26 protein-coding genes, 1 other RNA gene and 3 pseudogenes are annotated in these 23,373 nt (G+C 43.4%); 21 read left to right on the top strand and 9 right to left on the bottom strand.

Going from position 1 to position 23,373, the window contains the following annotated elements; translation table 11 throughout:
- Positions 1-16: 16 nt before the first annotated feature.
- Together ACE1SE_RS12355 and ACE1SE_RS12350 are read right to left on the bottom strand one after the other, a co-directional pair.
- Positions 17-985 carry a threo-3-hydroxy-L-aspartate ammonia-lyase gene (locus ACE1SE_RS12355; RefSeq protein WP_374051150.1) on the bottom strand — a complete coding sequence of 323 codons (969 nt, stop codon included), beginning with the start codon at positions 983-985 and terminating at the stop codon, positions 17-19.
- A 215-nt stretch (positions 986-1,200) separates the two neighbouring features.
- Positions 1,201-1,764 (bottom strand): TetR/AcrR family transcriptional regulator, encoded by a 564-nt coding sequence (locus tag ACE1SE_RS12350; protein WP_374051149.1) that lies wholly within the window; start codon positions 1,762-1,764, stop codon positions 1,201-1,203.
- A 97-nt stretch (positions 1,765-1,861) separates the two neighbouring features.
- Here ACE1SE_RS12350 and ACE1SE_RS12345 point away from each other — a divergent pair, with 97 nt between their 5' ends.
- The 6 genes and pseudogenes from ACE1SE_RS12345 to ACE1SE_RS12320 all read left to right on the top strand — a co-directional run bounded on the left by ACE1SE_RS12345 (position 1,862) and on the right by ACE1SE_RS12320 (position 6,257).
- Positions 1,862-2,329 carry a nuclear transport factor 2 family protein gene (locus ACE1SE_RS12345; protein WP_374051148.1) on the top strand — a complete coding sequence of 156 codons (468 nt, stop codon included), beginning with the start codon at positions 1,862-1,864 and terminating at the stop codon, positions 2,327-2,329.
- Positions 2,330-2,608: 279 nt separating this feature from the next.
- Positions 2,609-2,944 (top strand): annotated as a pseudogene (locus tag ACE1SE_RS12340) (DUF2846 domain-containing protein); the annotation flags it as partial.
- 710 nt (positions 2,945-3,654) lie between these two features.
- Positions 3,655-3,810: pseudogene (locus tag ACE1SE_RS12335) on the top strand (helix-turn-helix domain-containing protein); the annotation flags it as partial.
- 156 nt (positions 3,811-3,966) lie between these two features.
- Positions 3,967-4,548, top strand: a complete 582-nt coding sequence (locus tag ACE1SE_RS12330) for a hypothetical protein (RefSeq protein ID WP_374051147.1) — start codon at positions 3,967-3,969, stop codon at positions 4,546-4,548.
- A 376-nt stretch (positions 4,549-4,924) separates the two neighbouring features.
- The gene (locus tag ACE1SE_RS12325; RefSeq protein WP_374051146.1) at positions 4,925-5,278 is read left to right on the top strand and encodes a gamma-glutamylcyclotransferase family protein; all 354 of its coding nucleotides are present in this window, start codon (positions 4,925-4,927) and stop codon (positions 5,276-5,278) included.
- A 424-nt stretch (positions 5,279-5,702) separates the two neighbouring features.
- Positions 5,703-6,257: a YopT-type cysteine protease domain-containing protein gene (locus ACE1SE_RS12320; RefSeq protein ID WP_374051145.1), complete on the top strand. Its 555-nt coding sequence runs from the start codon at positions 5,703-5,705 to the stop codon at positions 6,255-6,257.
- Between the two features lie 3 nt (positions 6,258-6,260).
- Here the strand turns inward: ACE1SE_RS12320 and ACE1SE_RS12315 are convergent.
- Both ACE1SE_RS12315 and ACE1SE_RS12310 read right to left on the bottom strand, forming a co-directional pair.
- A protein-coding gene (locus ACE1SE_RS12315; protein WP_374051144.1) for an IS3 family transposase occupies positions 6,261-7,432 on the bottom strand; the annotation gives its coding sequence in 2 pieces (ribosomal slippage) (positions 6,261-7,171 and positions 7,171-7,432; 1,173 coding nt in all).
- A gap of 295 nt (positions 7,433-7,727) precedes the next feature.
- Complete coding sequence (locus ACE1SE_RS12310; RefSeq protein WP_374051143.1) at positions 7,728-8,762, bottom strand: IS110 family RNA-guided transposase; 1,035 nt, start codon at positions 8,760-8,762, stop codon at positions 7,728-7,730.
- Between the two features lie 1,020 nt (positions 8,763-9,782).
- On the opposite strand from ACE1SE_RS12310, the gene ACE1SE_RS12305 reads away from it, so the two are divergent.
- A complete protein-coding gene (locus ACE1SE_RS12305; RefSeq protein ID WP_374051142.1) occupies positions 9,783-10,043 on the top strand; it encodes a phage baseplate plug family protein in 261 nt (86 codons plus the stop codon).
- A gap of 190 nt (positions 10,044-10,233) precedes the next feature.
- Here ACE1SE_RS12305 and ACE1SE_RS12300 read toward each other — a convergent pair whose 3' ends face one another.
- The gene (locus tag ACE1SE_RS12300) at positions 10,234-10,419 is read right to left on the bottom strand and encodes a hypothetical protein (protein ID WP_374051141.1); all 186 of its coding nucleotides are present in this window, start codon (positions 10,417-10,419) and stop codon (positions 10,234-10,236) included.
- Between the two features lie 191 nt (positions 10,420-10,610).
- Between ACE1SE_RS12300 and ACE1SE_RS12295 the strand changes: the two genes are divergently transcribed.
- The 12 genes and pseudogenes from ACE1SE_RS12295 (at position 10,611) to ACE1SE_RS12240 (ending at position 19,023) form a co-directional block, all read left to right on the top strand.
- Positions 10,611-11,042 (top strand): antiterminator Q family protein, encoded by a 432-nt coding sequence (locus ACE1SE_RS12295; protein WP_374051140.1) that lies wholly within the window; start codon positions 10,611-10,613, stop codon positions 11,040-11,042.
- A 490-nt stretch (positions 11,043-11,532) separates the two neighbouring features.
- Complete coding sequence (locus ACE1SE_RS12290; protein ID WP_374051139.1) at positions 11,533-12,372, top strand: hypothetical protein; 840 nt, start codon at positions 11,533-11,535, stop codon at positions 12,370-12,372.
- A 121-nt stretch (positions 12,373-12,493) separates the two neighbouring features.
- Positions 12,494-12,712 carry a helix-turn-helix transcriptional regulator gene (locus ACE1SE_RS12285; RefSeq protein WP_228860408.1) on the top strand — a complete coding sequence of 73 codons (219 nt, stop codon included), beginning with the start codon at positions 12,494-12,496 and terminating at the stop codon, positions 12,710-12,712.
- Positions 12,705-12,833, top strand: a complete 129-nt coding sequence (locus tag ACE1SE_RS12280; protein ID WP_374051138.1) for a hypothetical protein — start codon at positions 12,705-12,707, stop codon at positions 12,831-12,833. The genes ACE1SE_RS12285 and ACE1SE_RS12280 overlap by 8 nt, the downstream gene beginning before the upstream one ends.
- Before the next feature lie 79 nt (positions 12,834-12,912).
- Positions 12,913-13,675: pseudogene (locus tag ACE1SE_RS12275) on the top strand (antA/AntB antirepressor family protein).
- Positions 13,672-14,259: a host cell division inhibitor Icd-like protein gene (locus tag ACE1SE_RS12270; protein WP_374051137.1), complete on the top strand. Its 588-nt coding sequence runs from the start codon at positions 13,672-13,674 to the stop codon at positions 14,257-14,259. The pseudogene ACE1SE_RS12275 and the gene ACE1SE_RS12270 overlap by 4 nt, the downstream one beginning before the upstream one ends.
- Positions 14,252-14,494, top strand: coding sequence for a hypothetical protein (locus ACE1SE_RS12265; RefSeq protein ID WP_374051136.1), 243 nt, complete (start codon positions 14,252-14,254; stop codon positions 14,492-14,494). Before ACE1SE_RS12270 ends, ACE1SE_RS12265 begins: the two co-directional genes overlap by 8 nt.
- Entirely contained in the window at positions 14,487-15,056 is a 570-nt protein-coding gene (locus ACE1SE_RS12260) for a hypothetical protein (protein WP_374051135.1), read from the top strand. The genes ACE1SE_RS12265 and ACE1SE_RS12260 overlap by 8 nt, the downstream gene beginning before the upstream one ends.
- Positions 15,056-15,391: a hypothetical protein gene (locus ACE1SE_RS12255; protein WP_374051134.1), complete on the top strand. Its 336-nt coding sequence runs from the start codon at positions 15,056-15,058 to the stop codon at positions 15,389-15,391. The genes ACE1SE_RS12260 and ACE1SE_RS12255 overlap by 1 nt, the downstream gene beginning before the upstream one ends.
- A 268-nt stretch (positions 15,392-15,659) precedes the next feature.
- On the top strand, positions 15,660-15,869 hold the full coding sequence (locus ACE1SE_RS12250; RefSeq protein ID WP_187651267.1) for a helix-turn-helix transcriptional regulator: 210 nt from the start codon (positions 15,660-15,662) through the stop codon (positions 15,867-15,869).
- A gap of 71 nt (positions 15,870-15,940) precedes the next feature.
- The gene (locus ACE1SE_RS12245) at positions 15,941-16,156 is read left to right on the top strand and encodes a hypothetical protein (RefSeq protein WP_374051133.1); all 216 of its coding nucleotides are present in this window, start codon (positions 15,941-15,943) and stop codon (positions 16,154-16,156) included.
- The gene (locus ACE1SE_RS12240) at positions 16,156-19,023 is read left to right on the top strand and encodes a DUF927 domain-containing protein (protein ID WP_374051132.1); all 2,868 of its coding nucleotides are present in this window, start codon (positions 16,156-16,158) and stop codon (positions 19,021-19,023) included. Before ACE1SE_RS12245 ends, ACE1SE_RS12240 begins: the two co-directional genes overlap by 1 nt.
- A gap of 23 nt (positions 19,024-19,046) precedes the next feature.
- On the opposite strand, the gene ACE1SE_RS12235 is transcribed toward ACE1SE_RS12240, so the two are convergent.
- From ACE1SE_RS12235 to smpB, 4 genes are all read right to left on the bottom strand, one after another.
- Positions 19,047-19,802 carry a hypothetical protein gene (locus ACE1SE_RS12235; protein ID WP_374051131.1) on the bottom strand — a complete coding sequence of 252 codons (756 nt, stop codon included), beginning with the start codon at positions 19,800-19,802 and terminating at the stop codon, positions 19,047-19,049.
- Positions 19,792-21,075: an integrase domain-containing protein gene (locus ACE1SE_RS12230; protein WP_374051130.1), complete on the bottom strand. Its 1,284-nt coding sequence runs from the start codon at positions 21,073-21,075 to the stop codon at positions 19,792-19,794. Before ACE1SE_RS12230 ends, ACE1SE_RS12235 begins: the two co-directional genes overlap by 11 nt.
- Before the next feature lie 508 nt (positions 21,076-21,583).
- Positions 21,584-21,947, bottom strand: a transfer-messenger RNA (tmRNA) gene (gene ssrA / locus ACE1SE_RS12225).
- A 51-nt stretch (positions 21,948-21,998) separates the two neighbouring features.
- Positions 21,999-22,481 (bottom strand): SsrA-binding protein SmpB, encoded by a 483-nt coding sequence (smpB, locus tag ACE1SE_RS12220; protein WP_047768254.1) that lies wholly within the window; start codon positions 22,479-22,481, stop codon positions 21,999-22,001.
- Between the two features lie 157 nt (positions 22,482-22,638).
- Between smpB and ACE1SE_RS12215 the strand changes: the two genes are divergently transcribed.
- Positions 22,639-23,073 (top strand): type II toxin-antitoxin system RatA family toxin, encoded by a 435-nt coding sequence (locus ACE1SE_RS12215; protein ID WP_374051129.1) that lies wholly within the window; start codon positions 22,639-22,641, stop codon positions 23,071-23,073.
- Positions 23,066-23,359, top strand: a complete 294-nt coding sequence (locus ACE1SE_RS12210) for an RnfH family protein (RefSeq protein ID WP_338884889.1) — start codon at positions 23,066-23,068, stop codon at positions 23,357-23,359. Before ACE1SE_RS12215 ends, ACE1SE_RS12210 begins: the two co-directional genes overlap by 8 nt.
- Positions 23,360-23,373: the final 14 nt, after the last annotated feature.

Below are 23,373 nucleotides of genomic sequence, written 5' to 3'. Positions count from 1 at the left end.
ATTTTTATTATGCTAATTAGATCTTGTTGGCTAACAAATGTGTATATTGTTTTATATCGATATTCCCGCCACTCAAGATAATTCCGATACGTTGCCCTTTCAATTGTTCCCGCATTGCTTTTGCCGCAGCAAATCCCAAACAACCGGTAGGTTCGACAATGGTTTTCATTCGCTCTGCCAAAAAGTACATAGCATCAATTAATTGATTATCTGACGCGGTAAGAATATCTTTGACGAGGTGGCGAATGATAGCAAAAGTAAGTTGCCCCAAGTGTTGTGTTTGAGCGCCATCTGCAATTGTTTTTGGGGTATCTATATGGACTATTTCACCTTTTTTAAAAGATTGCTGACCATCATTACCGGCTGCTGGCTCGACACCAAAAACCTGACATTTAGGGGATAAGTGAGCAGTGGCAAGTGCAGAGCCAGACAATAAACCACCGCCACCAAGAGGTATAAACAGTGCATCCAAATCGCCGATTTCTTCCAGTAGCTCCTTAGCGACAGTACCTTGACCAGCAATAATATGTGGATGATCGAAAGGTGGGATGAGTGTCATACCGTGTTTTTCCGCCAATTGCCGACCGATTTCTTCGCGATCTTCCGTATATCTGTCATAAAAAACGATTTTACCACCATAACTTTTTGTGGCTGTTATTTTAGCCTGGGGAGCATCGTGTGGCATGACAATGGTGGCAGACATATTCAGTAACTTAGCTGCCAGTGCAATTGCTTGTGCATGATTGCCTGATGAAAAAGCAATAACTCCTGCTTTTTTCTGCTCATCACTAAACTGGCATAGGGCATTTATGGCTCCGCGGAATTTGAATGCGCCCATTTTTTGATAGTTTTCACACTTGAAATAAACTTGAGCGTCAAAGAGTTCATTGACCGTTGTTGATGTGAAGACAGGTGTTTTATTGATATAAGGTTTAATACGAGAATGTGCTGCATGGATATGATTATAATCGGGAATAAACTTCATTACTTTAGCCTCTTTCACTCAGTAAAATATCTCATTGATGTTACTGCATACCTTGATAATAAGAGAGAAATATAATCACAATATTGTGATTAATACTGGGATGGCTGTATCATTACGATTGCTTTATTGGCAGTGAATTTTTCGAATAAAATAATGACGGGCATTCTTCAATGATTACACTACCAATATTGTTGTTCCGTAATACTGATTTTTAGTTATTCAGACATAGCAATATCTGACAGGCACTCCCGCAACAGTAACAAGACTTCATCACTGTGACCAGTGCGTTGCATCATAATGATGGCACCTTCGATAAGTAAAGCAAATTTCCGCGCCTGACGTTTTCCGTTAAGTTCTGAAGGTAGAGAAGATGCAATTATCTGTTCCATCTGCTTTTTATGTTCCTGAATCAGGGGAATAACCTGTGGTTGTTCCTTTCCTATTTCGACGACCGTATTGATGAATGCACAACCTCTGAATTCATTAGAGTTGAACCACTCAGCTAACGTTTCTGTCAGAGCTTCAATCGGTGAGTTATAACGGTCTATGTTGGCTTGGAGGGATTCTTTAAACCACTGAATCCACAGTTCATGGCGATAGTCAAGAAAGGCCAGTATCAGGTCATTTTTGGATGGAAAGTGACGGTAGAATGTTACTTTCGTTACCTCAGATTCCTTAATGATGCGGTCAATACCTGTAGCTCGTATACCATCACGATAAAATAACATATGGGCTGTTTTTAGTATGCGCTCACGTGCCTTGGATGCTTTTTTACTCATAATCTCTTCCTATGCAATGATTATTTTTGTAGACAGATTGGTCTACTTAATTTACTGTATGTAGACAAATCTGTCTACATGAAAATAGGGAGACATTATGGCAATCAGACAACCTGTACCTCCATTTACATTTGAAACTGCTGAACTGAAAGTTCGTCTGGCAGAAGACGCCTGGAACACCCGGAATCCAGAGAAGGTTTCGCTAGTGTATACAAAAGATACATTCTGGCGTAACCGAACTGAATTTTTGAAGGGGCGTGAAGCCGTTGTCGATTTTTTGACACACAAATGGAATAGGGAGATTGATTACCGCCTGATCAAAGAATTATGGGCATTTGATACAAATCGCATTGCTGTACGTTTTGCCTATGAATGGCATGATGACTCAGATAATTGGTTCCGTAGTTTCGGCAATGAAAACTGGGAGTTTAATGGACAGGGCTTGATGACACGTCGTTTCGCATGTATCAATGATATGCCAATCAAGGAAACGGAAAGGCTTTTTTATTGGCCACTAGGACGTCGTCCTGATGAACATAAAGGGTTAAGTGAATATGGTTTATGAACTAATAAAAATTGTTTTGTAAGTTAAGAAATTATCATAATAATGTACCTCAATAGGGACTGAGGAAGAAAGAATGAAGTGATAGTATTTTCTCGGTTACGGGAAAATACTACATGAGGAAACACATCAATATCCTCACGCGGTGCCTTAAGTTATACATGACTTTAAATTCGTTCAGTGATTAATTTCATTACCTTAATTTAATAATTAGAGTGTGGTGAAGAAACTAAAGTGTAAAGTTGGTTGTAGTTTTTTATTTTTTAATACGATGGAAAATCTGGCTTATATATCTACCGCGACAGCTTTGTTGGTAAGGCTCTAAAAAAAGACATTCATGTCGATGGGAAGTGCCTTGGAGAAACAGTAGATAAAACGTTTTTCTACACACAAGTATTAGGTGACAGAGACCATAAAATATCCACTGAATCTGAGTTTTCTCCTAATGATCTACTGATTTTTACTGAATCTGGAAAAAATTACTTCATAAGGCAATATATAAAAATGGGAGTTTTTGTTGGTGGTGCTGATTTGAGTGTGTCAACAGAGGAAGAAGGAAAAAGGGTAATATCTAAGGCAGACGTTCATCTTGCCAAAGAAGGGCATTGTGATAATTGATTTTCACTACTGACTGGATTTGATGGTTAAGTAACAGTTAATATTTTTCTGTAGTTTGCTGTAGTGTTATGTGAAAAATTTTGAATGATTTTGGCTCGCGCTCTTGCTTGCTCATAGCTTCATTGAACCGTTCGGCGGTGTGCTTTGCCTTCAGAGATGAGCTAATTTTTTAATCATTAGTATAATCATGTGCTTAACTGTACCTCAGCTCCCCGGCTTATCCCAGCCCAGTTTTCTAAGTCCTGCTCTCATAAAGTCATACGCAATTATTGCCGCCTCGGTATTCTTTGCGTGTCGAGTACCGAAGAATACAGAAGCTCCCTGACAAGAATTAACAGGGAAGCTATAAAAGAAAGGAATACCCATATCATTTATTTTTTGGTGCTCTTTTTCGAATACTGTTCGGGTATCAGAGCGAACGGCTCCATCAGCTCAAATATCGTTAACTGTAATGGTATGATAATTTCGGATACCTCAGAAACCTGTTAGTAAGATCCGCCGTAAACCCTCGCCCAATGCGGGCGGGGATATAAGGCAAAAAGCCCGTAGGGCTTTAAAACATGTCACTCCGGCGTATTTTGCTGGTGAAGCAATCGGGAAGAGACTGATTTTAAATTATTCACCAAAATGCTTACCTGCATTGTGTATACTCAATTGAAATATTCCTTTCACGTGTTACGATAGTTGAAATATATCAATGAGCGCTGATGATGTTAAGAGCCACAAAAGTCCGCATTTATCCCACTCCCGAACATGCTGAATATCTTAATGCCCAGTTCGGTGCGGTGCGTTTTGCATATAACAAGGCTCTGCACATAAAAAAACACATTTATAAGCATCATGGGGTGAGTTTAAGCCCCCGTAAACACGCGCAAGCCGCGGCCTGTGAAGTGGGAAGCCTCGTCCGATAGGGTGGGAACAGTCACTCTAACGACAGTCAAAGAAGGTGTAATCACTTTCTCGTTATCGTATGAGGCGGTATCTTGACTCATATAGCAGTGTTTAACGAAAAGGGTAACTCAATGAATCTCAAAAATAGAATATATAAAGCCGCAGGAAGAATACCGCTAATTAATTCTCATGAATGGCCTTTTGGCAAGATAGAAGTTGTCTTAGCTTACGACTTTAAAAAGCGTAGGCCGCAAGAGTATAGCTATTTAAAGTCAAAATATAAGGATATGCTTGAACTAGTGGGGAGAGAATCCGCCAGTGAGGAACGAAGATATTTTTATAATAATTTCCATTATCTTCAATGGGTGACGGAAAATGACCGCGTAGATATTTTTGCTCATTCCAGCGAGAGTTCTTTAGGGAGTCGTTATAACAGTCCAGAAGACCTAGCTAACGATTTGAAAAGAATGTCGCTTCGCCGGGTTGGCGTAATTAAATTCCAAGCATGCTATATCGGGAGAGGGAACTGGCTGGAAAATGCACGAAATGCCTTTATTGAAGCAGGAATTGATTTCGCTTATATGGCAGGACCCACCGACCGCGTGGTCTGGAATAATCCTTTTATAAAATATGTGCATGGTGACAGACATCAGGCATATAAAGTGGTTAAGGGTAACATCGTTAAACAATTCCCTGGGACAAGATACACGTAATTCACGGACATTGTGTAGTAGCCTAATTTGTCCAGAACGCTAAGGCGGACTCCCGCCTTTGACCAATCCGATTACGTTTACCAGCCCGCATCCGCCGCTAATTTAACAAGTCCGTTTTGCATAGTTTGTAATCGGTATTATTTAGTTTATAGAAGGGTGAGAGGATAGTTTATCAAGCCTCGCTTTGCGGGTGAAATAAACAATAGAATATTCTTAAAGTGGCCCTATACCCGAAATTTATTTACAAAAGTCCCAATTACGATAGGATTAACTCGTTGAGTTTTATCCGATTAAACATCATCCAATACTGTACTTTAATTGCTATATGCACTTCATGGTGTAGACGTTATATTGAGCCATATTATTAGAGGTGGTCATGACATCCAATTCAAACACTGAACTTCTTTTTTCTTATGGAACACTCCAACTGGAATCAGTACAGCAAGCAAACTTTGGGCGCTTATTGGAGGGAAAACCTGCCGCAATGGTTGGCTGGCGTAAAGATATGCTCGAAATCACTGACCCAGAAGTTTTGACAGAAAGTAGAAAACGGTTTCACCCGATTGTTAGCCAGAGTGGGAACGATAGCGACAGGGTTGAAGGAACAGTTTTTTATGTTTCATCAGATGAGCTTCTCAAAGCCGATGCTTATGAGGTATCAGACTATCACCGTATTAGCGTGAATCTGACATCAGGCGATGTTGCGTGGGTTTATGTCGCTAAAGAGTGAAATGTAAAAGGCTCTACTTGCTTTGAGATGGTCAAGAAATTGGCCATGATCCAAAAATTGCTTCATGACCAAAATCAGTGAGCCACTTTACCTCACTGTGGTCTACGTGCGCACAGCGACGTGAATGCAAATCGAAATCTGGCACAGATTGGCACAACAGCCATTTTGCCAAAGGCGTCTGTAAATACGCCTGATGTTGGGAGTCAAAGTCTGACTCTACAATAATCCTCGTTGCCGATGTCGCAGTGAAAAGCCTGCGACTTCAGTCGCGGGTTATTTACTGGAATATAGAGCCTGTTCAGAGTATTTACTAAAACTCCTTTTAAAACTTTTTACATTAGGTAAAATTCGTATACTCTGTTTTAACATATTTTTACCCTTAACCTTTCTGATTCAACTTATAGTGCATGGGGTATATTTAAAGATGTCGTTATTAGATGCTGATAAATTTGGAGGAAATTGGATATTTCGCTTCAATCAAACTCTGAATTTTCCCCTTAAGTTCTCTTCGACTACGCAAAATGGAGCCTGTAGTAGCTTAGTAATGGCTTGGGTAAAGATGCACAAATCAGGAAAGTCTCACCTATTCCCAGGAAATATAAAACTTCCTAGTTATATAAAAATAGTTGAAAATCTTAAAGCGAAAAGCATGGATGGTATACAGTTTCTTAATGAAAATGGATTACATTATAGTCATGCAATCTGTTATAATGAAAAGAATGTCGTAGGAAATTTAGCCGCCATCGGTGAAGGTTATGAAGCTTTGGCGTATGGAGATCATGCTATTGGATTAGCAATGACTTTCTATGGTGTTGATTTTTTTGATCCTAATTTTGGTTGCGTCCATTTTTCGGCACGTAATAATTTTAGAACATGGTTTAAGGAAAGCTATTGGCCTAACCGTGATGGAATAGGAGCGATTGCAAGGCCATGTAATGACATTTTTGTGCTCAACATAGAAGCTATGATTGCACTGTAGCGGTCAAGAAGTTTCGGACACATTTCTAGCCTCTTCCCACTGCCTTTCGTATTCAGCAGGAGAAATTCTCCCATTAAAGCGATGAGGACGGATGTGGTTGCAATACCCGCCCAAATATTGAGTGATATCCCGTATTGCATCATGGATATCCAGATAGCCTTCCGCTGGCACCCATTCGCTTTTCAGACTCCGGAATACTCGTTCCATCGGCGAATTATCATAACAGCAGCCCCGGCGGCTCATGCTTTGGATAATCTGGTTTCGCCAAAGTAAGCGGCGGAACTTTTTGCTACTGTATTGACTGCCTTGATCTGAATGAAAAATCAGCCGCCCTTCTATATGGCGCGTTTCCAGGGCATGACTCAGTGCCCGACAGACCAACTCGGCATCCGGTGAGGACGAGATGGCCATGCCCACCACGCGGCGGGAAAATAAATCCATCACCACCGCGAGGTAACGCCAACCTTCCTGCGTACGAATGTACGTGATGTCCCCGCACCACCGGGTATTTGGGCTAGCCGGGGCAAAATGCTGCTGCAAAAAATCCGGCGACGCCACATGTTCTTTCCCCGGTGGACGATAACGGTGTGCCCCCGGCTGACGACTTTGCAGACCGCATTCTTGCATTAGCCGGCGAGCCAGCCAGCGCCCAACCGGTGTGCCCTCATTGGTCAGCAAGTGGCTCAGGGAGCGGCTGCCGATGGCTCCCCGACTTTGGTTATACCATTCACGGGTCCGGATGCGCAGCCGCAGACGTTCTGTATCGACAGGACGTTCTCGCCAATCGTAATAGGCGCTGCGTGACACCTTAAGTGCCTGACAGAGTTCCGTGACCGGCCATTGGGCACCCAGCCGTGTGATCAACGAATAGCACCACTGCGTATCTCGCTCATCAACACGGCCGCCTGCTTTAGAATTTCTTTTTCCATTTCCAGACGCCGGACCTGTTTTTCCAACGCCTGTATCTGGCGTTGTTCGGGCGTTAAAGCTTTACCGGCAGGCGTTACCCCCTGTATTTCGGCCTTATACTGGCGGATCCATTTTCTCAAGGTACTGGCATCAACGGCCAGTGAACGGGCGATATCATTAACCCGTTGATGATGGAGAACAACCTGCTGAACCGCTTCCAGCTTAAATTCAACGGAATAGTGGCGTTTGGTCGGTTTCAATTTCATTGTCATACCTCATTGTCATGTTAATAACATTAGCAGGCTTTTGAGGTGTCCGAGATCCTTATACCATATATGGACGCCCCGGTTGTGCAAGCACTAAATTGATACGGTTTGCGACCATATATCCGGCGTCATTATGGACTCATTTGTCCGCGCCATGATGGCATCCGCACCCTGTTTCCTTATCACTACACCGGTCTATCACTACCTTGGTCAATATCAGGCTATGACAGGGACGGTAGCCGTTTTCTCATCAGTGTTTGCAAACTCGATAATGCGTCTATTTTTTGTTACTCAATTAATGGATAGTAAAGGCTTTTTTCATATTAAAATCTACGTCATCCCGCAGAACACGCCAGATAATCCGGGTCAATTTGTTGGCTAAAGCCACCGTGGCTTTCATGACCCCACACCGGCCAAGCCATTTTCTCAGCCACTCTCCCAGATAATCATCCCGTTTTTGAACACAACGCATCACGGCACGGGCACCGTGAATGATTAACGTTCGGAGATGACGGTTGCCATTTTTGCTCAGGGAAGACAGACGGCTTTTTCCTCCCGAACTGTGTTGCCGGGGAACCAGGCCACACCAGGCTGAAAGTTGCCGGCCATTGGCAAATTGGGACGCACTGACGTCACTCACGAAGGCGGCCGCAATAAGGGGACCAACGCCGGGAATAGTGAGCAGATGCTCATAGCCAGTTTGCTGACGGGAAAGGGCCGCTATTTCGTTATCCATGTCATGAATACCGGTGTTCAAATTCCGCAGGTCTTCCCATAAGGTCTGCAATAAACGACGCAGTACACAAGACAGGTTAGTGCTGTCATCTTCCAGAATATCCGGGAGAGGCTGTTGAAGTTTTTGAATGCCGGCAGGCACAATCAGTCCCGATTCAGCGAGAAAAGCCCGCATTTGGTTAGCAAGTGCGGTACGCTGTTCCATCATGAGTTGCCGGGCACTACGCAGGGCTTTAATATCCTGCTGTTCCACGGTCTTGACGGGAACAAAATGAAGACCTGGACGACAGGCCGTTTCACCAATAGCCAGCGCATCATTGGCATCGTTTTTTTGATGATGACTGAAGGCCTTGACGTGTTGAGTCGGGACTAACCTGACGGTATATCCCATCGCTTGCAGCGTTCGCCCCCAGTAGTGAGATGTTGCACAAGCTTCCATCGCAATGACAGTGCCGGGCGGAAAAGTGCGCACAGTATCAAGCAATTTTTGCCGTGAAATTTTTCGGTTCGAGGCGACAGAACCGTCCTCCATCCAGACACAGACTTGAAAAACGTTTTTGGCGAGGTCAATGCCAATGACTTTAATCGCATTCATGAGATGTTCTCCCGAAATTCAGTGCATCGGAAAAAAAGATGGCACTATTTACTGCTGAAAAAGGGGACGTCCATCACATCACTACAGTAGAAACCTCTTTCCCACACTCTTTACATTTTTTTAGTGCCATAGATTAATTATCTTTAAATATTAAAAAACGCAGTAAGAATAACGGATTCAGGTTTAAAGAAAAGTTGTATGGACATTTATTTATTTTGAGTGGACGTAAAGTGGACATTGGACAAACAAAAAGGGCTACACTTTCGTGTAACCCCTTGATTTAGCTGGCGGGATTTGAACTGGAAATATAACAAATTGATAAATAATGTTTTTATTAATTGTAAATTGGCTTGTTACTACCAAGCTTACTACCAAAAACATTTACGATTGCTTTTTGACCGAGGAGGGGATTAGCTGTGTATATTCATATTTATAAACAATATTTTTATGTGTCCCGCTGTCCCTGTGTCCCTTACTTATTTATATAAATATAAAAATATTATATATATTATATATTTATATGTATTTTATAAAATGCATACTCAGTACAAACGAGGGACAAGAGCGGGACAACACCTAATATATGTGTCCCGATGTTTCAATAAAACCCTCCCCGGAAATGGGCAACACTTTTTGCCTACGGTAAATGTTTATACGGCTATACCAGATTTAGCGATAGAGTTAAGCAGGAACTCTTGCTTAGGTCTGTAGGAGAAAAATTTCTACATGCAGCTCTCTTTTCTGTCTGGCTACTCTATCCATTATGGATTTCTCGCCGGGCGTAATATCTTGGCTTTCAAGTCCAGTAGTTTGATGTAGTTTAGGAGTGGTCAATATTTTTCTGTAGTTTACTGTAGTGTTATGTGAAAAATTTTGAATGATGTTGGCTCGCGCTCTTGCTGGCTTTTAGCCCTAACGCAAATATGCCACCAGCCCAGTTATCCCGATAAACCATCCCATACGATTTAATACCAGATTCTGACTGATGTTTTTTTGGTCTGTAGTTATCTGTAGTTAAAGGTGTTTGATATTCAGCTAGGCGGCATAGCGTATAGAATGCGTATACAGTATATGGGCGTTGCTAGCTGGATATTAGATATTATGCACCCGAATAGCGAGCCGATGGTATTAGGAATACCGCTCGTTACTGGCGTAGATATTCTGGAATCATACCAGAGCTTAGGCTTTAACGGCGCATTGGTTTTTGTTTGCAAAGACGGTAATGAGACGAGCGGAGAAGGCTTAGGCGATACCAAGCGGCTATATTTCATATCTTCTTGAGATGGTCAAGAAATTGACCATGATCCAAAACTCGCCTCATGATTAAAATCAAACAGTTACCCGTAAAGCAAAGTTGCGTTACGAACAATATCAAACAGATAAACCTCTTATGCCGGGGGAACTACCGATATCCGGGCAGTTAAAAGCGAGGGGCTTTTCAATTCTACCGAATCGGTATAATTAAACGAAATCAGTAGGTTAAAGTGAGGGTTGAAAAACCAACCATCACAATTACAGATAACCCTTTGGTTTTGTTCATGATGGAAAAAGCCAGCATCACCACTACGGATAACCCTTTGATTACATCAGTACCCCAAATTTGGGGCACGATAGTTAACCTTCTGTTTTCCCTCATGAAGCAAACTTGCGTCATCATATCTTGCCCGTTAATTAATCAGATGAAAACTTCCCCGGCAACCTATTGATAAGGCTTAATTCTAGCGAATAGCGAGAATTAAAAACCCTTTTAAATCAAGATAGTCCAAAGTTGGGCCATCTATTTCTTATACCCCCAACCGATGCTAAGATGTACTAGTTATCTGGTACAACCAAAGCGGATAAAAAATCATGCACAGAGATATACCGAAGATATTAACGCATTGGGGCGGGTGGGTAGTGCAAGGCAGAGTTAACATTGGTTGGAAGTCGGTATCCGCCGGGTTTAAAAATGCAGTGACTTATGCCGGTAATAACAAGCTGTCGTGCAGTGACGAGGACGGTATGATCATAGATAGCTGTGTCGCCAAGCTGCGTAATGTCGGTATGGCTCAGGAGTGCGATTTTATCGAGCACCACTACGTTAGCGGCATGTCGAAAAGAGCCATAGGCCGTAAGTTCAAGCTCAGTGAAAGCGAAGTCAGAAAGCGAATGCGGGTGGCCGAAAGTTTTATTCTTGGGTGCCTGGAGGTTTTAGACGAACCATTAGAAATAGACCTTATCTATGGCTTCCACGGTAACCGGGCGAATTTGTCCAGTTCAGCATTGAGCGCCCAACTGTAAAGAGCCTACCCCTTACCCTACTACCTGTACGAACGGCTACCGCCAAATATGGCGGTAGGGTTAATATATTCAGTATGGTAAGGCGTGATGCCCACTTAGAGTATGGAAGTATCAAAAGGTTAGGCGTATCTTTCCGTGTGCCGTTCTGAACCAAGCTGCATATTTACATCTTGCCCGTAAACCCACCAGCAAAGTGATTCCGTCTACTAAACGGAATTAAGCAAATTCAATGAGTTAAATACCTTCCCCGGTCAATTTCCTGCATTGCAGGAAGTTAATACTAATCAATAAGTTATATAGTTAGTCTACCTATAACCATTTGATTAGGTTTAATTGTTCCATTTCGGAGTAATCAGACTTTGGACAAAAACCACCAGCTATAGCACAATGTTATTCGATGAGGCTATCTTACCGGAAGAGAAAAGCGGTACGCCTTACCGCCTGCCTCATCACCTCCATTGTTAAGGCACAACGTTATAAGGCGGACGTGATGAAAGAGCCAAAACCTCTGACGTGTATGTTTGAAAATCCCTCCATGAGCGTTGCATTAGACCTACTCAACGCAACCGAACCTCCTTTTAAAATTGAACCCAGACATATTACTGGTTGGTTTAAAGAGGGGCGTATAGGTATGTATCATCTCGTTGAGGATGTACGGGAACTATGGTTTAAAGAAAAACTTGGATACCTATTCGGGGTGCTGTTGGGAGAAGCTGAGAATTATAAATACCTCGCTGTACGTATTAATGATTCAGAGTGGACTACAACGATTAATAGCGGTTTTAATTTAACTACCGGAGAAATAAATGAGGAAAAAATAGGAGAAGAAAGCAAATGCCGCAGTTATATGCAATACATAATTAACAATGCTGAAGAGCTTTATACTGACAATAAGCAAAAGAACACCAATAAGAAAACGGGCACGGTATCTCATAAAACCCCAGCGGAGGAATATATCGCTTATGAAGATTTTCCTATGCCAGAACCTGTTATCCCTCGCTTTGAGTTAGAGAAAATATACTCGCTTATCCACAATACCCCCATATCTAAAAATAGCATGAAACCAACAGGTGAAACCGTATCCATCAAGACGTTTAATACTCTTGCCCGGTTTACAAAGGCGGCACTTTATGCGACTTATGGCGCTGATACCGCTGAATACCCCCGCCGAGCAATGGAGAACCCCAACAGTGCAATATGCCAAGCTTTCAAAAATGCAGGTGTAGCACACTTGGACGGGAGAGAAATACAAGACTACTTCAATGAAGCTGCCTGTGAGATAACGCCCCATCTTGAAAACGTGGACATCAAAATGGTGCGTAATAAATAACCACTTAATCCTCACCTATTTGGAATGTTGGAATATTCCCGGAATATTGGAATATTCCAAAATAAAAGGTAGTAGTCTTTCTCTCGTACCGATCAACAACAACCGAGGAAGACTATTATTCATGAAACACTCTCTTATCAGATTACCCGAAGTTTGTCGCCGTACTGGTTTAGGCAAGTCCACGGTATACAAATACATTTCCGAAGGGAAATTCCCCAAACAAATAAAGACCGGCGAACGCGCTTCTGCGTTTATCGAAAGTGAAATAGATGCCTGGATTAATCAGCGCATTATTGCCGCACGTTTAGATGAACGTTTGGAGTCAGTGCGTAATGGCTAATACAGATATTTTGTTGGTATCCATTGCCCGGCAATTTACAGGATTATCTTTGCTGGTGGATATACGGGCAAGACTAACAACGCAAACCGAATTAATTTCATCGCAGTACCCTACCGAATAACGGAGTTATAAACGTGGAATATTTAAAAAGTGGCTTAAATGCCACCGGACAAACTCGCTCTAAATTTAGGCTTGGCGATATTACCGCTACGACATTTGCGGACGTATTGCCCGTTATTCAAAGCAATATTAATGGGCGAGCAATTAACTGTGTCAGCGCAAAAGCACTACATGAAGTATTAGGTGTAAGACGTGATTTTTCATCATGGATCGATGGACGTATTACGGAATATGGCTTTATTAAAAATGTTGATTTTTCTGTGCTTTGATCCCCCCGTTTCGGGGAACCAAAGCACAGAAAATGAACAATGGAAAACAAGGCGTGGAGGTGATAGACGAAGTAAAGATTATTTAATCACTTTCAACATGGCTAAAGAGCTTGGCATGGTTGAGCGTACCGAGCAAGGGCGCTTAATCCGCCAGTATTTTATCAAGTGCGAGGAAGCGTTACACAAAGTAGCCCCAACCGTGACCAAACAGCTACGCAATGAACTGAAAGCACGCTTAAAGGCGCAGAGCTACCACAAGCCTATGTGCGCAGCGTTGGAAGTCGCACGCATGGAGCAGGGCAAAACCACACTGCCACGCCACTACACCAATGAATCAAACATGCTGAACCGTATTGTTCTGGCAGGCATGACAGCTAAGCAATGGGCACAGCACCACGGCGTTATGGGCAACCCTCGTGATGCGATGAGCGAATTACAGCTTGAGCACCTTTCTTATCTGGAGCAGACCAACACAACGCTGATTGAGTTAGGTATGGGCTACCCTGCACGTAAGGACAAGCTGGCTGGACTATCTCAGAAATGGCTGGTGCAGCGCATGGAGGCCAAGCAATGACAACGTGCTTCACTACACAACATATTGAGCTTTTTGACTCTATAAGTGAGAGCCGTCACGAAAATAGTGCTCATTGTCTCTTTACTTTGTCATTCAACATTGGCTATATTGACCCCGCATCAGCAAAATCTGGTGTCAGGATTGAGACCCTGAGAATAGAAAAGGCGACATATGACGCGCCAAGCGTCTTTTTTTATGTCACTGCACCACAGCACCTACCATTTAAGGCGGTATTCGCCTATACATATTCAATGGTGGCGCGTTCAAGGCAGCTTTCGGGCTGGCTGGTTTCCTTTTCTACCAGTAGTCTCAACCTTGTCTGCGTCACCGCCCCTATAGAGATTGAGACCTCTCGCGGTGACTCCTTTGAAAAAGAAAAGGAGATCGCAACTATGGCGACTATCCCTACCCCGACTCATTTCAAATTCGTATTTCTGAGCATCAAACGTGCAGATTTAGACTCTATTCCCCGCCGTATAGAGGCGATAGCCTCCGACGAGCACAACGCCCGTTCTGCGCTTTCCCGTGATTTCGTCCTGCTCTTTGCTGGTCGCCTGCCTGTTCAGGGGGTGCGCCATGTCTGATTGTTCCTTAGCAACTCTCTATGCTCAGCCTGCTGATGTGTTAGAGCCAGTAGCGGCATTCCTTAAGGCCGTAGAGTACCTGCGATTAGACCCCGAAGCGAGGGATATCGAGGCCGATTTACTGGAATATGCGCAGCAACTGTTACAACTGCATACCGACAACGCCAAGCGTGCTTACTGGACGGCTGAGGCTGCCCCCTGTGTTACCCATGCTAATGAGGTGCAATATGCTTAATAATTACCGTTCTGCCATAGAAAACGGCATTGTGACGCTGTACTACACGCCAGAAGAAAACAGCCCAGAGATGATAGTGGCTTCCCTGCCCGTTACCTCCATCTTAGACCGGGTTAATGGTGGCGAATGGGACACCCAAAGCGAATTAGCTTTACAGCTACTCATAGTGTGGTTGAAAGCGCTTCCCGAAGGGCAACCCGTCGAGGATATTCGCTTCTTTCGTTGGGTAGTGGCGCATGCATGGATTTCTGAGCAAAGGAAAAAGCATCACGGTAAAGCGATCTTCAAGCTGGAAAATTCCCCTATCGTTTTACCGCTTTACTTATCAAGTGAATGTTCTGCCTTGGCAAATAACATTGAGGGCACGTTGATTGAGCGATTCGGTCACGAGCAAGGGATAAAAAACGCCGCTATTTTCTATCAAAAAATGCTGGTGGGTTCCCCCGGTCAAGGATTGTCTCTTTCTGATTTTGGTCATGAAGTGCTGTTCGAGCTGCATCGCAGCTTTATTGAAGAGGGATTACCTCAGATGGCTTTCAACAAGCCGAGGGCTTTTCACTGATGAACAAATCGATAACCAGCGTTGTAGCTGAAACAGTGAGTGATTGCGAGAACGACAATACAGAGGGAGTCATGGATATGGTTAAAGAAATCGATTTTGGCGAAGATTTTCGAGAGCCAAGAGTTGTTTCAACAATTGCAGTGTTTGAAGAAAACAAGGCTCAATCACGTAGTCGAAAACTCACAAAAAACGTAACCAGAACTACTCCACGTGCCCAGTTGGTTAAAGGCCATAAAACTATGTTGTTTAGTGGTGGCTCAAAGCATACCGGAACCAAGTCTAAAAAATGTAAGCGTAAGCAAGGGAAGAAGAATAAGAAGAAAGGGAATCGGTAGCGGGGTAATACCAGTTATAAACGCGAACGCTAAAAGAAGCCCATTACTAATTTAGAGCGAAATAAACACTTATCCCCTCCACGGAATAATAGCCAATACGTAAAAAATTACATATTGGCTCTCTGTGTTTTGCTATTACAGCCTGCATATGCAGAGTACATTTCTTATTACAGTCTGCGCATGTAAAGGGATTATTTTTTATTTCCTTAGTGGTTATGTTGCTTGCGTTTATAGCCGTTTATGACCGTTTAACGCAGGAGAAAATGCAATGAGTATTAGTGAATCGATGCTGACTAAAAAAGAAGTTAAAGCGGCGCTGCACTATAAATCCGATAGTGGATTCCATGAGTTTTTAAAAAGAACACCTGAATTTCCAAAGTCTGTGAAATTGGGGTTAAGGCGTGTGGGATGGGCAGCAAGTGAAGTTAATGAATATATAGCATCCCGTCTTAATACCCGTGGACAGGAGGATAAATAACATGATTAAAACACATCCCAAAATAACTATCACTTTACCGCGTCCAAAAAGTTTTATTAAAGGGGGTAATTATGCCGCGTAAACATCGCTCTTCGGCAAGCCTTACTCATTTAATTGAATGCCAGCAAAAAGTAGATCGGTTAGGTCTTCAAACAATGGTTAACAGCCCAGTTCCACTTAATGGAGAAACGGGAACTTATGCCACAAACCGACATACCCGTCGTAGATTGAAGAAGCTTCATGGTATAGAGGCAAAGAGAATGTGTGACTTGGGTAAGGGCAAATAATGGCAGATAAAATTTACTATTCCCGTGGACGGGATGTATACGATATTACCCCTGAGCAACGATGCGCCGAAAATACAGATCAGTTCATTGAGCAATTAATAACTGATACGGCGACTGCCAAGAAGAAACAATATTTTTGTGCGGCAATGGAACAGGGGGAACACCCAAAAGGCCAAGACCCAAAAGAAAAATACCCTGAGAAGTTTCAGGGTATCAAAAACTGGAGGCTTTCAGCATTAGCGGCTAAACGCCGCTTTGCATCGTTTGACTGCGATAGTTTTGACAGCCCCAAGACGTTTGATGCGTTAGTCAGTTACTTAAAAAAGACGTTTAAAGGTGTACTCTATACGACTTTCAATTATACCGCAGATGCTCCGCGTTGTCGTTTTGTTATTATCTTGGATTCTGAGGTAGATCGCACTGTGGGTATTCATGTCTGCCAGATGATAGCCCATGAAATAGAAACGGCGATACAGCAAATCGCGGAAGAGGATTTGATCAGCGAGTGGACTCCTGTCATTGGGTGGGATGAGTCTGTCTATCGTGCCGAGCAACAATGTTATTTGCCAATAGTTAACGCTGTACGCCGGAAAACGAAAAGCGGGGAGGATGTGACTAATGCGATTATTCACCGTTTAGACGGCGAATTGGCAGACGTAGAGAACTATCTTGCAATGGCTCCGCTTGTGTCGAAGACAACTCCTCGGCCTGTACAGCATTATGATAGTGATGCCGATTTAGAACTCTGGTTTGAAGTGGATGAGCATACATTAGCTGATTTACATGCTGCGCTATTTTCCCCCGCGATGCTGGCGATATCAGAGGGTGGCAGACAAAATTGGCAGAGAGTTATCGCTGCTCTTGCCAGTTTGAAAAACACACCCTATGAAGATAATGCCTATCAGTTGGCGCTGGAATGGTCAGAGGCTGGTGGAGCAACATTTGATGCTGAACATTTTGAAGCAACTTGGGATACTTCCCGTGCTGATCTCACCAGCTATAAATGGATATTTTCGAAAGCTGCCTCGCAGGGGTGGGAAAATCCCCAAATTCTTCGACCTTATTTAGCGCTGGAAAAAGTCGGTTTTTATATGACCGAGAACGGGTTAATGAAGAATGTTGAGGAGGGAAAAGGTAAGGCAAAAAGCATTGTAGCTCGGAAGATATCTGCGCCGTTCTCAGTGCTGGGATTAACCCGCGATGTGTATAGTGGTAATTGGGGCAAGCTTATCTCATTTAAAGACAAGGATAGGGAAACTAAGCAATTCATTGTACCCGATGAGCAATTACATAAGCCTGGGAGTGATATCCCTCACCAGTTGGCGGGGTTAGGGTTTTGGATCAATACCAACATGAGCCGTGACTTATTGGGTTATCTGAATATCACAACGGCAAAAGAGCGCATAACCTTAGCAACTTCGACGGGCTGGTTTAATGATCACTTGTTTGTACTGCCTGAAAGCACAATAGGCAGCTCCACCAGCAAAGTGATGTACCAATTATCCGGGCGTAAAAAGAGCGAACGCAGCCAGTTAGCGCAATCAGAATCCCTTGAAGACTGGCAGAAACTTATCAGCGCGAAATGTGCTGGTAATACCCGGTTAGTATTTTCTCTCTGTGTTGCTTTTGCTGCTCCTTTACTCAATGTATTGGGAGTTGATGGTGGTGTATTCAGCCTGAAAGGGGCTTCAACCAAAGGTAAAAGTACGGCTCAGCATGTCGCGGCCTCTGTATGGGGGAGTGGTGCAACAACAGGCGGATATTCCCATAGTTGCAATACTACCTTAGTCGGGATCGAGGTATTGGCCACAGCGCATAATGACTTACCGTTAATTCTGGATGAACTGAAAAGCGTTAACCCTAAGCTGGTGGGTCAGGTTGCTTATATGCTGGCTCTTGGGCAGGGAAAGGCACGAGGCACAAAAGACGTTACTTTGCGTGAAACGCTACAATGGCGAACTCTGGTGCTGGCATCAAGCGAAGATGCTTTCGAAAGTTATCTTAAGGCTTCGGGTGAAAGCGTTGCCGCAGGCCAGCAAGCTCGCTTTGTGGATATCCCGGCGATAGTAAGCGATGAGAATGGCGTTTTTGATACCCTCCACGGATTAGGCACAGCTAAAGAATTTGCTGATTCTCTGAATGCCTTAACAACGAAATATTATGGATGTGCTGGTATCACATGGCTTGAAAAGCTTACTGCTTCTTCCCGTTCAGAGCTGGTTGACCGCTTGCGAGCGTTAATTATTCAGTTCAAGGAAGCTTATAGACCAGAAGATGCAGGAGCACAGTTAGACCGGGTATTAGAGCGGTTCGCGCTCTGTGCTGCTGCGGGGGAATTGGCGACTGAATGGGGTATTACAGGTTGGGATACCGGGGAAGCTCTACGCTGTGTTGGTGAGTGCTTCAAAGCCTATGTAGATAGTAGGGGCACGACTGGTGATCTGGAAGCGGTAAATGGCATTGAGCGGCTAAGTGTGTACCTCAGTACCTATGGTGAATCACGCTTCCGTTCTTATTCTAATGACGTTAGGAATATGCCGATATTTGACGGTTATATTGCTTTATCTACCGGTGAAGCTGTAGATAGCTCTGATGTTAGTAGCGAATCGATACTTGAGGATGATAATCCCCCATCGCGTATTTATTGGATTACATCAGAAGCATTGAAAGAACGTGTTTTGGAGGGCTGTAATTTTGATATAACAATTGCCGCTTTACACAAAAAAGGGGTACTTGTTGGTGTAACAGAAGAGGTAAGTAAGAACGGTAAACCTCGTACCGTTTATAACCCTAAGAAACGTAATCCACTTGGTTATAAAGACCAGCGCAGATTTTACAGGATAGACGCAGGTAAGCTATTTGAGTGATAAGAGAGCCGGAGCAATCCGGCTTATTTCTTATTTCTTGCTCTTCTATTTGTGGGAAGTAGGTCTTTTACCCATCCGTAGATAGTACGGTATGTTGGTTCTTTCAATGATTCGCCGTTATCATTCCATGGGTGTAGTTTCCGATATTCGGTGGTTCCCCGCGGTTTTTCTTTTATCCAATCGCGATAATGCGAGTCTACAGCATTGGCTAACTCTGTTTTGGTCATGGTATCAGCGTTTGAATCGATGATTTCTTGCGCCCATTTCCTAAGAAAAAGTTTAAGTGGTGCGTAGTACACCTCGTGTCTTGCGTTTGCTGCTTTCCGACGCTTATCTTTGATGCCCAGATTTTCAAAGTCATTCAGTACAGCGCTGTCATACTGCTCTTGTGCCAAGACTGCAAAGACGAGATTAGAGGCCGCTAGGTGATATGAGGTACTATCAGACTCCACGGTTAACCCCCATCCCCATATAGCACATGCACTTACCAGTAACTCATTCTTATTGTTATCCGCCAGTGTTTCGACGATAGAATAGTGCCAAACATCACTGCCGGGCTGACAGAGTTTTTTTACGGTTATGGCAGGATAATCAATCAAATCCCATACACTTAACCTGAACAGTGCCGCTTTTCGTTCATCATTGGTTAATTTGCCAACTTGCTCAGCACACCAATAAGCCGGGGAGTGGGGATATAAACCGTTTTCAATACCATTGCCAATAGAGTAATGTTTGAGTGCTGCGTTTACATTCTCAAGAATAAAAATATCATCCGACATAGTAATCACTTCCTACGATGCGCAATCCTTTGACACTTCCAGCTACCGTTAAATCACCCATTGCTGCACCTTTTACATATAGTCCCCACCAATCCATCATAACCCTGCGTTGTTCTAAATAAGTGGCTCGGTTATACGCTGCACGGACAGAGTTCTTTTCCCCGTGAGCCAACACAGCTTCTATAGCATCGGGCATAAAGCCCTGCTCATTTAATGCTGTGCTGATGATTGAGCGGATACCATGAGCCGTAAGAGTATCTTGGTACCCCATGCGCTTTAGTGCCATATTTGCCGTCTGGCTGCTCATGTGTGTATTTGGGGTGGATCTATGAGGAAAGACAAATTCTCTATACCTGCTGATAGGCTTCATCACTTCAAGAATGTCTAAAGCTGGTTGGCATAAGGGTACTGTGTGAGGGCGATCCATCTTCATAGTTTCCGCTGGCACATTCCAGAGCCTGTTATCAAAGTCTATTTCAGACCAACGAGCCTTTACTGCTTCCCCCGGACGCATAGCGGTTAATAGTTGCCACTCAATGACTAAACGTGTTTGCCGTTCTACCTGTGCAACGGAGAGCGCTTGCATTAATCCGGGGAGTTCTTCGGGTCGAATAGTCGGGTTATGCTTTTTCTTTGGTTTAGGAAATGCCTTGCTGACAGTGGTAAAAGGGTTAGCATCAATAACGCCTAAATTCATGGCATAGTCGATGATCTCTACCGTTCTTTGCGTCAGGCGTTTAATCGTTTCCAGATTGCCCCGTGCTTCAATCGGCTTGAGCACTTCCACCAGCATAGGTGCTTTAAGGCTTGATATTGGTACATCACCGAGTTTAGGGAATATATCTTTTTCCAGTGAGCGCCAGATATCTTTGGCGTAATCTTCACTGACAGTGGTTTTCTTTACCTCAAACCAGCGGGTAGCAATATTCCGTAAGGTGTTGCTGTTCTCTTCCTGTATTGCCGCTGCTTGCTGTTTACGCCAATCAACAGGATCAATATCTTTAGCTAGCATCGCTTTTGCTTCGTCTTTGAGTCGGCGAGCGTCAGCCAGCTTAATAGAGGGGTATTCACCAAATGCAATCATCGTGCGCTTTTGGGTGAATGGCTTGTAGTATCGGAAATACCAAAGCTTAATGCCTGATGCTTTTACGAGGAGTTCTAAATTATCCCCGTCACGGTAGATCGTGTCTTTGGGCTTACCTGTTTTGTTATCAAGTTTGGCTTTGGCATTAGATACCGTTGTAGGGGAAAGCGGCGTTATCTTTTTAGGCATCGGGCACCTCTAACCGTAGTAGTAAGTATTCTATGTGGTAGTAGTAAGCATTTATTGGTGTCGTTGGGCTGTTACTACTAACTTTTTACCTCTTTAACCTTGTACTGTGTGTCGGGGACAAGTGTTTTATTTATTTTTTGGTATATAAATCAACATATTGATATAACTTTACTGCTTTGGGACGTGTGAGAAAACATGTCAGGGACGGCATTCCCATAGATTTTTATTTTATAAATCATATAGTTAATTGTTTTGGGACGGCGGGGCGTCATTTTTTGCAAAAAACTTAACTATATATATGAGTTTCTCTTGGACACTTGGGTATTTACGTTTTGGTAGTAAGTGTTTTTGTAGTGTAGCCGACTTACTACCAAACATACTACCAAAACTATCGAGTTATAACGATACTAAACGAATACTAACGGGCAATAAAAAAGCCCTAACTCATTATGATTTAGGGCTTTTTCTTGGGTTTTCGGTGTATTCCGATGCTTTCCGAATACAAAATTGGTGGAGCTGGCGGGAGTTGAACCCGCGTCCGAAATTCCTACATCCTTGGTACTACATGCTTAGTCTAATCTTTACATTCGCTTGCCAGCTGCGGACAGACACGCCACTGACAAACTAGCCTGATTGGATTTAACGCTTCAACCCCAGGCAGGATATCCACGCGATCTCTTTTGGGTTTGACCTCTCTTGATCCCCGTCCTAAGAGCGGAGGCTAGGGAGAGAGGGCTCTGCGCAGGTTATTAAGCTGCCAGTGCGTAGTTTTCGTCGTTTGCGACTATTGTTTTGCGGCTTTTTACGAGGCCAACCGCCCCTCGGCATGCACCTTGGGTTTCGCGAATCCCGTCGAATCCAGAATCAGCCCCAAGTGTATCTGGAAGCAAGTATATCAGAATATTGAGCGATAATGCCAGTGATTAACGCCCTGAATTCTTCATAATTCTTGCTTTGTCTAATTTCCACTCACGTTCTTTGATGTCTGAACGTTTATCGTGCGCTTTTTTACCTTTTGCAACGCCAATTTTGATTTTGCACCAGGCATTTTTCCAATACATGGAAAGTGCGACGATGGTGTAACCTTCTCGATTGATTCGACCATACAGTGAATCAAGCTCGCGTTTGTTAAGCAGTAGCTTGCGTGATCGTGTCGGATCACAAACTACGTGGGAAGAAGCAACGTTTAATGGCGTAATCGTGGCACCAAAAAGATAAGCATCACCATCTTTGAGCAAAACATAACTCTCACTGATGTTAGCTTTGCCAGCGCGTAGTGATTTAACTTCCCAACCTTGTAGGGATAAGCCTGCTTCGAATTCTTCCTCAATGAAGTATTCGTGGCGGGCTCGCTTATTCATGGCAATTGTTGCCGAACCGGGTTTGTATGCTTTTTTCTTTGTCATAATGCGTTGTATTATACTGTATGCGTTAGTGAAAGAAATCTCTTCTGTATGATATTTAGCGATAAGTGCGCATTTATTGTTCTAAATGTCATCGGGTTTTTATTTAACCATGTTTAAGTGATACTATTCAGCGCTGTTATGTTTTACAGGAAATGATATGCCACAGATTAGTCGCTCTGCGCTAGTGCCTTACAGCGTGGAACAAATGTATAAATTGGTCAACGATGTGACATCTTATCCGGATTTTTTACCGGGATGTGTGGGTAGCCGTGTACTAAGCAGTAGCAATAATGAAATGACGGCTTCCGTTGAGGTTTCTAAAGCAGGGATTAGTAAGACGTTCGTAACGCGCAATACGTTATTTGATAATCAACGTATCAGTATGCAGCTTGTTGATGGACCTTTCCGTAAGTTGATGGGAGGGTGGCATTTTATTCCGTTAAGTGAAGATGCTTGTAAGGTTGAGTTGCATCTCGATTTTGAATTTACCAACAAGTTGATTGAACTGGCCTTTGGCAAGGTATTTAAAGAGCTGGCTGGAAATATGGTTCAGGCTTTTACTCAACGTGCACGTGAGGTTTATAGTGTCTGAGATTAATATTGAAGTCGTTTATGCTCTGCCTGAACGGCAATATCTGCGTAATGTGAAAGTACCGCAAGGAGCAACCGTCGAACAGGCGATTGTAACGTCTGGCCTTTTGACATTACGTAATGATATCGATTTGGCTAAAAATAAAGTGGGTATTTATAGCCGCCCTGCCAAACTGACTGATACATTGGAAGAGGGGGATCGTGTAGAGATTTATCGTCCTCTGGTTGCTGATCCAAAAGAAATGCGCCGTAAACGAGCAGAGCGCGCAAAAAATAATGCCCGATAATGTTTATTTATTCG

This window comes from Xenorhabdus taiwanensis (assembly GCF_036512875.1).
In the GTDB taxonomy this organism is placed as follows: Bacteria; Pseudomonadota; Gammaproteobacteria; order Enterobacterales; family Enterobacteriaceae; genus Xenorhabdus; species Xenorhabdus taiwanensis.
The sequence above is the reverse complement of the archived record's forward strand: the minus strand, read 5'-3'. Positions and strand labels throughout refer to the sequence as shown.